Annotated in this window: 13 protein-coding genes; 9 read left to right on the forward strand and 4 right to left on the reverse strand. The window is 65.7% G+C overall.

Annotation, left to right across the window (positions count from 1 at the left end):
* Positions 1-46 precede the first annotated feature (46 nt).
* Positions 47-2,032: a S9 family peptidase gene (locus OXR00_RS12020; RefSeq protein ID WP_267388452.1), complete on the forward strand. Its 1,986-nt coding sequence runs from the start codon at positions 47-49 to the stop codon at positions 2,030-2,032.
* A 163-nt stretch (positions 2,033-2,195) separates the two neighbouring features.
* On the opposite strand, the gene rpsD is transcribed toward OXR00_RS12020, so the two are convergent.
* Positions 2,196-2,810, reverse strand: a complete 615-nt coding sequence (gene rpsD / locus OXR00_RS12025; protein ID WP_242151940.1) for a 30S ribosomal protein S4 — start codon at positions 2,808-2,810, stop codon at positions 2,196-2,198.
* Positions 2,811-3,091: 281 nt separating this feature from the next.
* Between rpsD and topA the strand changes: the two genes are divergently transcribed.
* Positions 3,092-5,680, forward strand: coding sequence for a type I DNA topoisomerase (gene topA / locus OXR00_RS12030; RefSeq protein ID WP_267388453.1), 2,589 nt, complete (start codon positions 3,092-3,094; stop codon positions 5,678-5,680).
* An 88-nt stretch (positions 5,681-5,768) separates the two neighbouring features.
* Here topA and OXR00_RS12035 read toward each other — a convergent pair whose 3' ends face one another.
* Together OXR00_RS12035 and panC are read right to left on the reverse strand one after the other, a co-directional pair.
* Positions 5,769-6,074 (reverse strand): hypothetical protein, encoded by a 306-nt coding sequence (locus tag OXR00_RS12035; RefSeq protein WP_267388454.1) that lies wholly within the window; start codon positions 6,072-6,074, stop codon positions 5,769-5,771.
* Between the two features lie 263 nt (positions 6,075-6,337).
* Positions 6,338-7,186, reverse strand: coding sequence for a pantoate--beta-alanine ligase (gene panC / locus OXR00_RS12040; protein ID WP_267388455.1), 849 nt, complete (start codon positions 7,184-7,186; stop codon positions 6,338-6,340).
* Positions 7,187-7,223: 37 nt separating this feature from the next.
* Here panC and OXR00_RS12045 point away from each other — a divergent pair, with 37 nt between their 5' ends.
* From OXR00_RS12045 to OXR00_RS12075, 7 genes are all read left to right on the forward strand, one after another.
* Entirely contained in the window at positions 7,224-8,060 is an 837-nt protein-coding gene (locus OXR00_RS12045; protein ID WP_267388456.1) for a division plane positioning ATPase MipZ, read from the forward strand.
* Positions 8,060-8,308, forward strand: coding sequence for a DnaJ domain-containing protein (locus tag OXR00_RS12050; RefSeq protein WP_242151956.1), 249 nt, complete (start codon positions 8,060-8,062; stop codon positions 8,306-8,308). The genes OXR00_RS12045 and OXR00_RS12050 overlap by 1 nt, the downstream gene beginning before the upstream one ends.
* A complete protein-coding gene (locus OXR00_RS12055) occupies positions 8,305-9,675 on the forward strand; it encodes a phosphomannomutase/phosphoglucomutase (protein WP_267388457.1) in 1,371 nt (456 codons plus the stop codon). The genes OXR00_RS12050 and OXR00_RS12055 overlap by 4 nt, the downstream gene beginning before the upstream one ends.
* A gap of 73 nt (positions 9,676-9,748) precedes the next feature.
* Positions 9,749-10,489, forward strand: coding sequence for an exonuclease domain-containing protein (locus tag OXR00_RS12060; RefSeq protein WP_267388458.1), 741 nt, complete (start codon positions 9,749-9,751; stop codon positions 10,487-10,489).
* A gap of 141 nt (positions 10,490-10,630) precedes the next feature.
* Positions 10,631-12,088: a CHASE3 domain-containing protein gene (locus OXR00_RS12065; RefSeq protein ID WP_346731999.1), complete on the forward strand. Its 1,458-nt coding sequence runs from the start codon at positions 10,631-10,633 to the stop codon at positions 12,086-12,088.
* Positions 12,085-12,528, forward strand: coding sequence for a response regulator (locus OXR00_RS12070; protein ID WP_242151970.1), 444 nt, complete (start codon positions 12,085-12,087; stop codon positions 12,526-12,528). Before OXR00_RS12065 ends, OXR00_RS12070 begins: the two co-directional genes overlap by 4 nt.
* Positions 12,528-13,589: a response regulator gene (locus OXR00_RS12075; RefSeq protein WP_267388460.1), complete on the forward strand. Its 1,062-nt coding sequence runs from the start codon at positions 12,528-12,530 to the stop codon at positions 13,587-13,589. Before OXR00_RS12070 ends, OXR00_RS12075 begins: the two co-directional genes overlap by 1 nt.
* Before the next feature lie 3 nt (positions 13,590-13,592).
* Here the strand turns inward: OXR00_RS12075 and OXR00_RS12080 are convergent, their stop codons facing one another.
* Positions 13,593-14,501 carry a DMT family transporter gene (locus OXR00_RS12080; RefSeq protein WP_267388461.1) on the reverse strand — a complete coding sequence of 303 codons (909 nt, stop codon included), beginning with the start codon at positions 14,499-14,501 and terminating at the stop codon, positions 13,593-13,595.
* Between the last annotated feature and the right edge of the window lie 98 nt (positions 14,502-14,599).

The following is a 14,599-nucleotide window of genomic DNA, read 5'->3' on the forward strand; positions in this document are numbered from 1 at the left end:
GCGTGACGAAGCTACGCCTTTCCCCGGGGACGTTTTGGGGAGCGGGATGAAACACATAGCATGGGCGGCGTTGGCCGTAGTGTCGCTGGCATCGCAGGCTGGGGCGGCGAGCGACGCCGCTACGCATTTCGGCGCGCGCGAGGATGTTCGTCAGATCAGCATTTCGCCTGACGGCAAACGTATCGCGTATATTGCTCCAACCGGTGCGCGTGGCGACGCCATCATCATCGCCACGGTCGCAACCGGCGAGCTGACTGCGATCTCATCCTCATCAGGCAATCCCGATCGGCTGCAATCCTGCCATTGGACCACCGATACCCGACTGGTCTGCAGTATCTACATGGTGGCGACCGACGCGCAGCAGCGCGTGCTACCGTTCTCGCGTATCTTCGCGCTCGATGCCGACGGCAAGCGTGTCGTCATGCTAAGCGCGCGCACCAACGATCGATCGCTGAACTACGCGCTTGGCGGTGGCGAGGTGATCGACTGGCAGGCCGACCGAGCCGACGGCAGCGTGCTGATGACACACACCTACGTACCCGAATCGACCACGGGCAGCCTCGTCGCCAGCACACAGGAGGGGCTGGGCGTCGACCGTATCGACACGGTCACGCTTAAACGCACGATGGTCGAGCCCCCTCGCAAGGGCGCCGAGGCGTATATCAGCGACGGCCACGGCATCGTGCGGATCATGAAGCTGCGCGGCGAGAATACCGCCGGTTATATGAAGAATTCCGTCAGCGTGTTCTACCGCACGCCGAATAGCCGCCAGTGGAAACCGCTTGGCGTCGTCAAGCAGAACGACACGACCAGCATCGGGTTCGATCCGGTCGCGGTCGATCCTGACAAGAATGTCGCTTATGGGTTTGATTCAGTCGATGGTCGTACCGCGCTCTATGCGGTCGCGCTCGACGGATCGTTGAAGCGAGAGCTGGTTCTCGCCCGGCCAGATGTAGATATCGATGCCGCCATATCGGTCGGGCGACAGGATCGTCTAGTTGGCGTCAGCTTCGCCACCGACAAGCGCCAGACGGTGTATTTCGATCCAGACCTCGCCAAGCTGTCGACCGCGCTTTCAAAGGCGCTGCCGGGCCTGCCGCTCGTCAACATTGTCGATGCCACCGCCGACGAAAGCAAGCTGGTGATCTTTGCCGGCAGCGATATCGATCCCGGCCGCTATTACCTCTACGATAAAGCAACCCGCAAGCTGGCGGAGCTCCTGCCGGTACGCAAGGCACTCGCCAAGACCACGCTGGCAACGGTCAAACCGGTCAGCGTCAGCGTCGCTGATGGCACGACGATTCCCGCCTATCTGACGCTGCCGCCGGGAAGTTCCGGCAAGGGTCTGCCTTCGATCGTCATGCCGCACGGTGGGCCGGACGCGCGTGACGAATGGGGCTTCGACTGGCTGGCGCAATTTTTCGCGAACCGCGGTTATGCCGTCCTTCAGCCCAATTTTCGGGCTTCGACCGGGTACGGGATCGCCTTCTTCGAAAAGAACGGCTTTCAATCCTGGCCGATCGCGATTGGCGACGTCAACGATAGCGGGCGCTGGTTGGTCAAGCAGGGCATCGCGGATCCAGCTAAACTGGCGATCGTCGGCTGGTCATACGGTGGCTATGCGGCGCTACAATCCGCCGTGGTCGATCCGCAGTTGTTCAAGGCGATCGTCGCAGTGGCGCCGGTCACCGATCTCGAAAGCCGCCGGCAGGAATGGCGCGACTTCACCAACTTTCCCCTTATCGACGCGCAAATCGGTCATGGCCCTAATGTCGCCGCCGGATCGCCGGCGCAGCATGCCGATCGTTTTGTCGCGCCGGTGCTGCTGTTCCACGGCGATCTCGACCGTAACGTCTCAGTCGCCGAATCGCGGTTGATGGCGGCGCGGCTAAAGAGCGCGCATAAGCTGGTGACGTACTCCGAAATCCCGACGCTCGACCATCAACTCGAGGATAACGCGGTGCGCGCGACGATGCTCGATACGATGGACGGGTTTCTGCGCAAGTCGCTGGGGTTGCCGGCGACGCCGTGAGGGTGGGTTTGAGGCTAGAATATAAAAAAGGGCGGCCGTTGCGGGCCGCCCTTTTTGTTTCTCGGGGTGAGCGAGGCGGGCGAAGCCCGCGTCGTCGGTCGGCGCCATGGCGCCGCCGGCCGCTCGCGCTGAGGAACCTCGATTTAGCTTCGCTAAATCTCGATCAGCGCGAGTAGAACTCGACCACCAAGTTCGGTTCCATCTTTACCGGATACGGCACTTCGTCGAGCGTCGGCACGCGCGTGAAGGTGACCTTGGCGGCACCATCCGGAGCGACGTAATCGGGGATCTCACGCTCGGACAGCGCCTGCGCTTCCATCACCAGCGCCATTTCCTGCGCCTTCGAACCCAGCGTGATCTCTTCACCAGCGAACACGCGACGCGAGGCGATGTTGCACTTCACGCCGTTGACGCGGACGTGGCCGTGCGAAACGAGCTGACGCGCGGCGAACACAGTCGGCGCGAACTTGGCGCGGTACACGATCATGTCGAGACGCATCTCGAGCAGGCCGATCAGGTTCTGGCTGGTATCGCCCTTCATGCGTGCCGCCTCATGGTAGCATGCGCGGAACTGCTTCTCGGTGACGTCGCCGTAATAGCCCTTCAGCTTCTGCTTGGCGCGCAGCTGCAGACCGAAGTCCGAAACCTTGCCCTTGCGGCGCTGGCCGTGCTGGCCGGGGCCGTACTCACGCTTGTTCACCGGGGACTTGGGACGGCCCCAGATGTTCTCGCCCATACGGCGATCGAGTTTATGCTTGGCGCTGGAACGCTTCGACATGATATTTCCTTAGACACTTGCCAACAACAAGACCGGCGCGTTCTGAAAGACCGTGCCGATCGATACCCGGTCATCGCGCCGACAAGACATACCGGGGCCACCGCTTCACCGGGGTGCGGGACCAAATGCGAAGGCGGGCGGTTAGCGGCGGGCCGCACAAGAGTCAAGGCGATCATCCGCCGAGACGAACCTTGTGGATGCGGCTATGCGCACCCCACTTGACGCCACCCGGCCTAGCCTTTCACCCTCGTGCGTACACGTAAGGATGTGACCGAACCGCCATGCAGCTAGTTATCGTCGAATCGCCGGCCAAGGCGAAAACCATCGAGAAGTATCTCGGCTCCGACTATCGCGTGCTGGCGAGCTACGGCCACGTCCGCGATCTGCCGCCCAAGGACGGTTCAGTGAACCCCGACGAGGGGTTCGCGATGGAATGGGAAAACTACGCCGACAAGACCAAGCAGCTGAAGGCGATCACCGATCTCGCCAAGACCGCCGACCGCCTGATCCTCGCCACCGATCCGGATCGCGAGGGCGAGGCGATTTCGTGGCACGTGCAGGAGGTGCTGAAGAACCGCAAGGCGCTGCCCAAGGACGTGCAGCGCGTGACGTTCAACGCCATCACCAAGGCGACCGTGACGGAGGCGATGAAGCACCCGCGCGAACTCGATACCGATCTGATCGACGCGTACCGCGCGCGGCGTGCGCTCGACTATCTGGTCGGCTTCACGCTGTCGCCGGTGCTGTGGCGCAAGCTGCCCGGCGCCAAATCGGCCGGCCGTGTGCAGTCGGTCGCGCTGCGGCTGATCGTCGAGCGTGAGCGTGAGATCGAGGCGTTCCGCGCACAGGAATACTGGTCGGTCGCCGCGCAGATGGAGCAGGACGGCACGCCGTTTACGGCTCGGCTGACGCGCTGGAACGGCGACAAGATCGACCGCCTGTCGATCGGCGACGAAGCCACCGCGATGCGCGCCAAGGCCGATGTCGAGGCCGGGCATTTCACCGTTCAGTCGGTCGAGACCAAGCCCGCCACGCGCAACCCGCCGCCGCCGTTCACCACCTCGACGCTCCAGCAGGAGGCATCGCGCAAGCTCGGTTTCTCGGCCGATCACACGATGCGGATCGCGCAGAGCCTCTACGAGGACGGCGCGATCACCTATATGCGGACCGACGGCGTGCAGATGGATTCGAGCGCGATTTCCGCCGCGCGTCTCGCCATCGCCAACCGCTATGATGCCGGTTACGTGCCGGACAAGCCGCGCCACTATACCTCCAAGGCGAAGAACGCGCAGGAAGCACACGAGGCGATCCGCCCGACCGATTTCGGCAAGGATCGCGCCGGCTCGGGCGATCACGGCCGGCTGTACGATCTGATCTGGAAGCGCGCGCTCGCCAGCCAGATGGCGTCCGCGAGACTGGAACGCACGACCGTCGAGTTGGCCGAGGGCACCGGCCGCACGGCTTTGCGCGCCACCGGCCAGGTCGTGCTCTTCCCTGGCTATCTCACGCTGTACGAGGAAGGCACCGACGACAGCGCCGACGAGGACGCGCGCCGCCTGCCCCGCCTGCGCGATGGCGATGCGCCCGCCAAGAAGGCGGTCGACGCCGAGCAGCACTTCACCCAGCCGCCGCCGCGCTTTTCGGAAGCGAGCCTCGTCAAACGGCTGGAGGAACTCGGCATCGGCCGGCCTTCTACCTACGCATCGATCATCAAGACGCTCAAGGACCGCAGCTACGTCCGCACCGAGAAGAACCGCTTCTTTGCCGAAGAAAGCGGGCGGCTGGTGACGGCGTTCCTCGAACGCTTCTTCGAACGCTATGTCGGCTATGATTTCACCGCCGGCCTTGAGGACGAACTCGACGAGGTGTCGGGTGGTCGCGCCGAGTGGCAGGCGGTGCTGGAGGCGTTCTGGAAGGACTTCAAGCCGCGCACCAGCGAGGTGATGGAACAGAAGCCCTCTGAAGTGACCGCGGAACTCGACAAGTTCCTCGCGCCCTATCTGTTCCCGGAGCGCGCCGACAGGGCCGACCCGCGGCTGTGCCCGAATTGCGGGGTCGGCCAGTTGGCGTTGCGTGGCGGCAAATTCGGTGCGTTCGTGGCGTGTTCGAACTATCCGGAATGCAAATACACCCGCCGCTTTGGCCAGGGCGGTGCGGCGGAAGACGGTGCCGCACTCGAGAACGAGATTCTCGGCAACGATCCCGACACCGGCCTGCCGATCGAGCGCAAGTCCGGGCGGTTCGGCCCGTACGTCCAGCTCGGCGACGGCAAGGAGGCGAAGCGCGCCTCGATCCCCAAGGACATACCCGAACTCGATCTGGAATGGGCGATCAAGCTGCTGTCGCTGCCGCGCACGATCGGCACGCATCCGGAGACGGCAGAGCCGATCCTCGCCTCGATTGGGCGCTATGGACCGTATCTGCAACATGCCGGCAAGTACGCGCGGCTGACCTCGACCGAGGAGGTGTTCGAGACCGGCATGAACGCGGCGGTGGTCAAGCTCGCCGAAGCAGCGGCGGGTGGCGGTCGCCCGCAGCGGGGGGCTGCGCGCGAACCGCTCAAGGTGCTCGGCAAGCATCCCCGCACCGAGGCGGAGATCAAGCTGATGGAGGGTCGCTACGGCGCCTATGTCACCGATGGCGAGACCAACGCGACCTTGCCCAAGTCGATCGAGAAGGATGCGCTGACGCTTGAAGAAGCGGCGCAACTGATCGATGCGCGCGCGGCGGCGGCCCCCGCCAAGCCGAAGAAGAAGGCACCAGCCAAGAAGGCCGCACCGAAGAAGGCGGCGGCGAAGGCTCCGGCCAAAGCGGCAGCCAAGAAGGCGCCTGCCAAGAAAGCCGCACCAAAGGCCGCAAAGGAGGCTTGATCGCCTGACCCGCTAAGCCCGTTCGTCCCGAGCGAAGTCGAGGCATACGCCAAGGCTGCGCTCGGCACGAACGGACGGTGGTGCGCTTTCAGGCGGCGTAGCGCGGGCGTGCGCCGCTCATCGCCAGCCAGGCGCGCGCGGCCTTCTGTGCGACCGAAATTTCGCGTGGCGACATGTCCTCGGCGATCTCGCTACGGCAGGCCATCGCCTCTTCGCTGCCGGCGACGGCGGCGAGATTGAACCATTTGTGCGCCTCGACGAGATCGATGCCGACGCCGGATGCGCCGCTCGAATACACCATGCCGAGATCGTACAGCGCACCCGCATCGCCGCGTGCCGCATCGGCGATGCGACTGTCGATGAGAAACTGCGCGCTTTTCAGGCTGCTGCCCATGTTCCGTGAACCCCCGTTTTTAACGATCAACTCTGTGACGTCAGTGTCGCGCATGATCGTTAAAGAATCGGTTAACGGCGATTAAGCATAAGTCCGGAGCGGGATATCGCGCAGGTCAGCAACGATGACCCGATTCGGCGCTTTGCAGCCCGGGATCAACTCCGCAGGATTACAGGGTTTTGACTTCGCAGCGCAGGCTACGACACCGCGCCGGCTCGTCCGCCAAACGAATCGATACTGTATCGAAACGCGGAAGCGGGTGTTCAGATCGCTTGCATGTCCACCGCGACGTTGTCGATCAACCGCGTCGAGCCGAGCCGCGCCGCGGCGAGCAGGCGTAGCGGGCGGCCAGGTTCGGGATGCTCGGTCAGCGTCTCGGCATCGACCAGGCAGACGTAGTCGATCGCGAACCCTGCCCCCGTCAGCATATCGTGCGCGCTGGCGATCGCGGTCGACACGTCGCCGCCCCGCCCGATCTCGCGCGCCGCCACGCCGAGCGCACGCGGCAACGCCACCGCGCGCACCCGCTCGCCCTCGTCGAGGTAGATGTTGCGGGATGAGAGCGCGAGCCCGTCATCCTCGCGCTGGGTCGGCACGCCGACGATCTCGATATCGAAGTCGAGATCGGCCACCATGCGGCGGATCACCGCGAGCTGCTGGAAATCCTTCTCGCCAAACAAAGCCACATCGGGGCGGACCTGATTGAAAAGCTTGGCCACGACCGTCGCCACCCCGTCGAAATGCCCCGGCCGGGCCGCGCCGTCCATCCCGGCGCTGACCCCGCCGACCGAGACGTTGGTGGCGAAGCCGGCCGGATACACCTCCTCGACCGGCGGCGCCCACAGCACGTCGCAGCCTGCGCGGGTCAGCATTTGCGAGTCTGTAGCCTCGCGTCGCGGGTAACGCGACAGGTCTTCGCCCGCCCCGAACTGGCGCGGATTGACGAAGATCGACGCGACGATCCGCCGGCCCGGCCGCTTCGCCGCCTCGATCAGCGCCATGTGCCCGGCGTGGAGCGCGCCCATCGTCGGCACCAGCGCCACGCTCTCCCCCGCCGCACGAAAGGCGGCGATAGCGTCTCGCAACGGGACGATCTGACGGATGGTTTGCACGGGCGTCTAGCCTCCGGTAAGAATGGCCCGGCCTTCTATGGGCGATGGCCGATACGGGCAACACAAGGATCATAAGACATTGCCGGGCGACGGAAAAAAGCCGCACATCATCGTGTTCGCAAACGAAAAGGGCGGCACGGGTAAATCGACGACGGCGGTGCACGTCGCCATCGCGCTGGCGGCGAAGGGCGGCCGCGTCGCCGCGTTCGATCTCGACCACCGGCAGCGCACGGTCGGGCGCTACCTCGACAACCGCGCGACTACCGCCAAGCGCACCGAGCGTGACCTCATCATTCCGCGCCACGCCACGCACGACGGCAAGACGCCGGAACGGTTCGAGGAGCTGTTCGCCGATCTGTCGGAGGGCAGCGACTTCCTCGTCATCGATACGCCGGGTCGCGACGATCCGTTCGCGCGGCTGGCGGCACAGCGCGCCGATACTTTGGTGACGCCGATGAACGACAGTTTCGTCGATTTCGATCTGATCGGTCAGGTCGATCCCGACACCTACAAGGTAACGCGGCCGAGCTTCTATGCCGAGCTGATCTGGGACGCGCGCAAGATCCGGGCGCGCGCGGATGGCGCGACGATCGACTGGGTGGTGTTGCGCAACCGCGTTCAGCACATCGAGGCGCGCAACATGCGGCGCGTGTCCTCCGCACTCGACCAGCTTGCCAAACGGGTGGGCTTCCGCATCATCCCGGGGCTTGGCGAACGCGTGATCTACCGCGAACTGTTCCCGCAGGGGCTGACTATGCTCGACGCGGGCGCGTTCGGTGAGATGGGGCTGAGCCACGTCGCCGCGCGGCAGGAGCTGCGCGAAATGATGAACGCGCTGTCGCTGCCCGACGTCGCCATCCCACAAGTCGCATAGTGGCGAAGGTCCTCGTCCTGATCGCGTTGATCGCGTTCGGCTGGTATTATTTGCGTCGCAAACCTGCGCCCGCGCGCATCGACGAGGCAGAGGCGCGCGCGATCCTCGGCGTCAGCGCATCGGCCGACGCGGACGCGATCCGCGCCGCACACCGCCGGCTGGTCTCGGCGGTTCATCCCGATCGCGGTGGCTCGGCCGATCTGGCGCGGCGGATCAACGCCGCACGCGACGTGCTGCTCAAGCGGTGACGCACCGCATCGACCCTGCCATCCTGCGCGAATATGACGTGCGCGGCGTGGTCGGCGAGACGCTGCACACAGCGGATGCGCATGCGCTCGGGCGTGGCTTTGCGAGCGTCGTGCGGCGCGGGGGCGGCCAGCGTGTCGCCGTCGGTTATGACGGGCGGCTGACCTCGCCCGCGCTGGAGGCGGCGCTTGTCGCCGGGCTGACGACAAGCGGCATCGACGTGGTGCGCATCGGCATCGGGCCGACCCCGATGCTGGCGTTCGCGGAGGCGACGTTAGCGGTGGATGGCGGCATACAAGTAACCGGCAGCCATAATCCCGCCGATCAGAACGGCCTCAAGTTCACGCTGCACCACGCGCCGTTTTTCGGCGACGATCTCCAGCAGCTTGCCCGCCTTGCCGAGACGGGCGACTGGACCGAGGGCGCGGGCGCGGTAACCGAAGCGGACGTGCTGCACGCCTATCTCGACCGGCTGGTCGCCGGGTTTGGCGGGGCGGCGTACCGGATCGGCTGGGATGCCGGCAACGGCGCGTCCGGCACGGTGATCGAGCAGCTCGTGCAGCGCCTGCCGGGTGAGCATCACCTGCTGTTCACCGATATCGACGGCAATTTCCCCAACCATCATCCCGATCCTTCCGAAGAACCGAACCTGGCCGATCTCAAGGCGCTGGTCGTGGACAAGCAGCTCGATTTTGGCGTGGCTTTCGATGGCGATGGCGACCGGATCGGTGTGGTCGACAGTCTCGGTCGCACGCTCGCGGCGGATCAGATTCTGTCCGTTCTGGTCGAAACTGCGCTAAGCCGCGCGCCCGGCGCGAGCGTGATCGGCGACGTGAAGACCAGCAGCGCCCTGTTCGAGCGGGTGCGTACGCTCGGCGGCGTGCCGGTGATGTGGAAGACCGGCCACAGCCTGATGAAGACCAAGATGCGCGAGACCGCTGCGGTCATCGGCGGCGAGATGAGCGGGCATATCTACTTCGGCGGCGCGTTCGGCGGCGTGGACGATGCGCATTACGCCGCCGTCCGGCTGATCGATGCGGTGGCGGCGAGCGGGCGCACGCTTGCCGATCTGCACGATGCGATGCCGCGTATGGTCAACACGCCCGAACTGCGGTTCGCGGTGCCGGCCGCGCAGAAATTCGCGGTGATCGAGGAGGTTCTCGCCCGGCTCACCGACCAAGGCGCAGCCGTGAACCGCACCGACGGCGCGCGGGTCGATACGGCTGATGGCTGGTGGCTGCTGCGCGCGTCGCATACGCAGGACATGCTGACCGCGCGTGCCGAGGCGCATGATGCGGCGGGGTTGGAGCGGCTGCTCGCCCAAATCGACGCGCAGTTAGAGGCGAGCGGGATCGTGCGCCCGACGTGATCCGGCGGCAGGGCTGGCTTTTCCCCGCCCGAGCCGCCACCTAGAGGGCATGCCGCCACCCCCGCCCCCGCCCATGATCCGTGTCGTCGATCTCGAAACCACCGGCCCCGCCCCGCCCGCGCACGGCGTGTGTGAGATCGGCTGGCAGGATGTCGCGTTGCAGGCCGACGGCAGATGGGAACTGGTTGGCGAAGGCGGTTCGCGGCTGGTCAACCCCGGCCGCTCGATGCCGCCAATCACCCAGGCGATCCACCATATCCTCGATGAACAGGTGGCGGATGCGCCGCTGTGGCACGATGTCGCCCGCGCTGCGCTCGATCCGTGGCCGCGCCGGCTCGCGCTCGCCGCGCACCGCGCCGACTTCGAACAGCAGTTCTGCACGCCCGCGCTGACCCGCAGCGCCGAATGGATCTGCACCTGGAAATGCGCGATGCGGCTGTGGCCGGACGCGCCCAGCTTCTCCAACCAGGTGCTGCGCTATTGGCGCAAGCCGGAGGGTATCGAGCATGAACGCGGCCTGCCCGCGCACCGCGCCTTCCCCGATGCCTATGTCACCGCCTTCCACCTGCGCGACATGCTGAACGAGGCGAGCATCGAGCAGTTGCTCGAATGGTCAAACATGCCCGGCCTGTTGCCGCGCGTCCGCTACGGCCCTGATCGGGGCAAGGAGTGGCACGAGATCGAGGATGACTCGCTCACCAAGTTTCTCGGCGACCGTGACATCGACGTGCGCTTCACCGCCGAGACCGAATTGGCGCGGCGGCAGAGCGGCGGCTTCGTCGGTCGGCAGAGCCTGCAAGAACGCCTGCTCTGACAGTTCTGGGTTGATCTATATCAATTCTGTCCCACTGGTGTTTTACGGCGGCGCGCTCTACCAACCACAGCGATGATGGGACGGGTGATACGGGCCGTGGGCGGCACGCAGGAAGCGGTCGGCCGTCTGTTGATCACGTGCATGGCCGTAGGGTTCATCGCGTTGCTTGCCGCCGGTCTGGCTGCGGTGTGGGCGACCTCGCGCAACCAGGCGCATACCGACGCAGTCAACCACACATACACCGTTAAGCTCGCGATCGCGCAGACCCGCACGCTGGTTGAGCAGGGCGAAACCGCACGACGCGGCTATCTGCTGACCGGCGACGCGGATTATCGACAAAATTATATTCTCGCCGCCGCGCAGACCTCGCCCGAGATCGACCGTATCGCGGCGCTGACGTCCGACAATCCGGTCCAGCGCGCCAATGTCGCGGCGTTGCGGCCGCTGGTGCGCAACCTGGTGACGCAGCGCGACCTATCGATCGCGCTCACCGCAACCGGCCGGACGAGCGAGGCGGTGCAGCGCTTCATCGCGGAGCGGGTGGCGCGGCGCATGTACCAGATCCGGACGCTGCTGATGCGGATGGCGGACGAGGAGTCACGCCTGCTCGCGATCCGCGATGCCGAACAGCGTGCGGCCGTGCGCGCATTTTACGGCGTGCTTGGCGTCGCGGCGGTCTTGCTGCTCGTCGTCGCGCTGCTCTCGATCGCGACGGTGCTGCGCTACACGCGCGATCTCGCCAGCTCGCGCGACCAGTTGCGGGCTTTCGCCGAGTCGCTGGAGGAGCAGGTCGTGGAACGGACCACCGATCTCACCCGCGCGAACGAGGAGGTGCAGCGCTTCGCCTATATCGTCAGCCACGATCTGCGCTCGCCGCTGGTCAACGTGATGGGCTTCACCGCCGAACTTGAGGCCGCGACAGCAACCATCTCTGGCCTGATCGACCGGGCCGAGGCGGAGGCGCCCGGGATCGTCACCGAAGACATGCGGCTCGCCGCGCGCGAGGATCTGCCCGAGGCGATCGGCTTTATCCGCACCTCGACGCAGAAGATGGACCGGCTCATCAACGCGATCCTCAAACTGTCGCGTCAGGGCCGGCGCGTGATCTCGCCCGAGCCGCTCGATATGGCGGCGCTCGCCGTGTCGATCCGCGGCAGCCTGCAGCATCTGCTCGACGATCGCGGCGCCGAGATGATCGTGAAAGAGCCGATGGTCGGCATCGTCAGCGACCGGCTCGCGGTCGAGCAGATCCTGTCCAACCTCGTCGAGAATGCGGTGAAGTATCTCGATCCGAAACGGCCGGGGCGCATCGTGCTGCGCGGCGCACGCGAGGGCATGCGTGCGGTGTTCGAGGTCGAGGATAATGGCCGCGGTATCGCCGCCTCGGATCATTCCCGCATCTTTGATCTGTTCCGCCGCTCCGGTACGCAGGATCAGCCGGGCGAAGGGATCGGACTCGCGCACGTCCGCGCCTTGGCGTATCGGCTTGGCGGAACTATCGACGTGGCATCGGAACTGGGTCGGGGCTCCACCTTCCGCGTGAACCTGCCCCTGATCTATGCCGAAACCAAGAACCGAAGCGAGCGAGACCCAGCATGACCGACCAACGTTCCGTCAGCATCGTGATGATCGAGGACGATGAGGGCCATGCCCGCCTGATCGAGAAGAACATCCGCCGTGCCGGGATCCTGAACGGCATCAACCATTTCACCGACGGCACCACCGCGCTCGATTACCTGTTCAACCACGAGCACGGTCCGGCGCACAATGGTCCGGCGCTGGTGCTGCTCGATCTTAACCTCCCCGACATGAGCGGGACGGACATTCTCGCCAAGATCAAGGGATCGCCCGAGCTGAAGCGCACGCCGGTCGTGGTGCTGACCACCACCGACGACAAGGTCGAGATCCAGCGTTGCTATGATCTCGGCTGTAACGTCTACATCACCAAGCCGGTCAATTACGAAAGCTTCGCGCAGGCGATCCGCCAGCTTGGCCTGTTCCTGTCGGTCATCCAGGTGCCGGAGATCGAAGGCGACTGATGCTCAACGCGGTCCCCGCCTCTGCTGCGACGCACGTCCTGTATATCGACGACGACGAAGGTCTTCGCCGGCTGGTCGGGCGTTCGCTCGCGCGGCATGGCTTCGTCGTGACGGTGGCGGAAGGCGGCCCGCAGGGTCTGGAGCTTGCCAAGGCACAGCGCTTCGACCTGATCGCGGTCGATCACTACATGCCGGGTATGGATGGCCTTGAAACGCTGGCACATCTGCGCACGCTCCCGGACGCACCGCCGGTGGTGTACGTCACCGGTTCGGAGGAAGGTCGCATCGCCGTCGCCGCGCTGAAGGCCGGGGCGGCGGATTATGTGGTGAAGGCGGTCGGCCCGGACTTCTTCGATCTGCTCGTCAGTTCGTTCTCGCAGGTGCTGGAGCGCACCCGGCTCGAGCGCGACAAGCTCGCCGCCGAACAGATGCTGCGCGCCAGCAATGCCCGGCTCGAGGCGCTGCTGCGCGAGGTCAATCACCGCGTCGCCAACAGCCTCCAGATCGTCTCGGCGATGGTGCGGCTGCAATCGACCGCGCTTGTCGACGACAGCGCCCGTGCCGCGCTTGAGGATACGCAGCGCCGCATCGCCGCGATCGCGCAGGTGCACCGCCGGCTCTACACCACCAACGATGTCGAACAGGTCGACATGCGCGAATATCTCGGCGCGCTGGTCGACGAACTCGGCGAAACCTGGTCGAGCGAGGCGGAGCCGCGCACGCTGACGCTCTCGGCCGAACCGATCCGGCTGACGACCGATCGGGCGGTGTCGCTCGGCGTGATCGTCACCGAACTGGTCAGCAACGCCTGCAAATACGCCTACCCGCTCAAAGGCGGTGAAGTGCGGATCGCGCTTTCGCATGTCGGGGACGAGCAGTTCCGGTTGGCAGTCGAGGATGACGGCATCGGCATGGACACCGCCGCGCCGGCGCGCGGCACCGGTGTCGGCACCAAACTGATCCGCGCGATGGCGCAGAGCCTGCATTCGATCGTCGAATATGATGTTGGGCAAAGCGGCGTAGGCGGCGTGCGCGCGACGTTGACGGCCGCGCTCGGCTAAGCGTCAGTCGGTGGACAGGCCATGTGCCGCGTCCGCCATCCGCTCCCCGCCTTCGGGTTCTGGACGCTCGCCGAGCACGGTGACGATGCTGCCGGCGATGATGAGCAGGCCGCCGACGATGATCGTCGCCCCCGCCGGATCACCGAACAGACCGATGCCGAGCACCGACCCGACCAGCGGCTCAATGTTGATGAACACGCCCGCCGCGGCACTCCCGACCCGCGCCGCGCCGACGTTCCACGCCACCGTCGCGAGGAAGGTCGACAGCAGCCCCTGCCCGACGATCCCGCCCCATGCCGCCGCCGACACGTGCAGCGGCGGCGCGCCATGCAGCAACAGCGCGATCGGCAGCACTGTGATCGCGGCGATGATAACCGTGACGGCCGGCACCGCCATCGCGCCTGCCATGCCGGGCGACGTTTTCGGCGCGCCGCGCAGCGCCAGCAGCCAGCCGAGGAAGATCACCAGCGATACCAGCGACAAGGCTATACCGAGCGGCGAGCCCGATCCGTCCGGCTTGCCCGCGATCAGCACCGCGCCGAGCGTCGCCCCGATCACGCCCAGCCAAGACGCGCGGCTCACCCGCTCGCGCAGGACGAACGCCGTCACCGCGATCAGCGCCGGCATCGCCCCGACCAGCAGCGCCGCCAGCGTCACCGTGACGCGCGCCAGCCCTTCAAACTGCACCATGAACGCGACGCCATAGCAAATCCCGGCCAGCACCACCGGCCCGTTGCGGAACAGCCTCCGCGCCTCGGCCGAGGCAAGCGCGAACGGCAGCGACACGATCGCCGCGACAGCGAAACGCAGCAGCACCATGTGCGCTGGCACCATTTCATGAAGCGCGATCTTCCCCAAAGGGAAACCAAGGCCCCAAAAGACGCCGGCGAGAGCGAGAAAAACGAACGGCATAGCCATGCTCGTCGCACAGCATCGACGACTTTGCCACTCGTCAGGCAGCGATTGTCCTTTGCAGGCGTACACCTGCATGCACTGCGGTTGACGCTGCA

The sequence above is a fragment of the Sphingomonas sp. GC_Shp_3 genome (assembly GCF_026540945.1).
Classification (GTDB): domain Bacteria; phylum Pseudomonadota; class Alphaproteobacteria; order Sphingomonadales; family Sphingomonadaceae; genus Sphingomonas.

What these genes read in the sequence shown, in the direction of transcription:
- OXR00_RS12020 (WP_267388452.1), top strand. Translation starts at nt 47, where the DNA reads ATGAAACACATAGCATGGGCGGCGTTGGCCGTAGTGTCGCTGGCATCG.
- OXR00_RS12060 (WP_267388458.1), top strand. Translation starts at nt 9,749, where the DNA reads ATGATCCGTGTCGTCGATCTCGAAACCACCGGCCCCGCCCCGCCCGCG.
- OXR00_RS12070 (WP_242151970.1), top strand. Translation starts at nt 12,085, where the DNA reads ATGACCGACCAACGTTCCGTCAGCATCGTGATGATCGAGGACGATGAG.
- OXR00_RS12075 (WP_267388460.1), top strand. Translation starts at nt 12,528, where the DNA reads ATGCTCAACGCGGTCCCCGCCTCTGCTGCGACGCACGTCCTGTATATC.
- topA (WP_267388453.1), top strand. Translation starts at nt 3,092, where the DNA reads ATGCAGCTAGTTATCGTCGAATCGCCGGCCAAGGCGAAAACCATCGAG.
- OXR00_RS12045 (WP_267388456.1), top strand. Translation starts at nt 7,224, where the DNA reads ATGGGCGATGGCCGATACGGGCAACACAAGGATCATAAGACATTGCCG.
- rpsD (WP_242151940.1), bottom strand. Translation starts at nt 2,810, where the DNA reads ATGTCGAAGCGTTCCAGCGCCAAGCATAAACTCGATCGCCGTATGGGC.
- OXR00_RS12065 (WP_346731999.1), top strand. Translation starts at nt 10,631, where the DNA reads ATGGCCGTAGGGTTCATCGCGTTGCTTGCCGCCGGTCTGGCTGCGGTG.
- OXR00_RS12035 (WP_267388454.1), bottom strand. Translation starts at nt 6,074, where the DNA reads ATGGGCAGCAGCCTGAAAAGCGCGCAGTTTCTCATCGACAGTCGCATC.
- OXR00_RS12080 (WP_267388461.1), bottom strand. Translation starts at nt 14,501, where the DNA reads ATGCCGTTCGTTTTTCTCGCTCTCGCCGGCGTCTTTTGGGGCCTTGGT.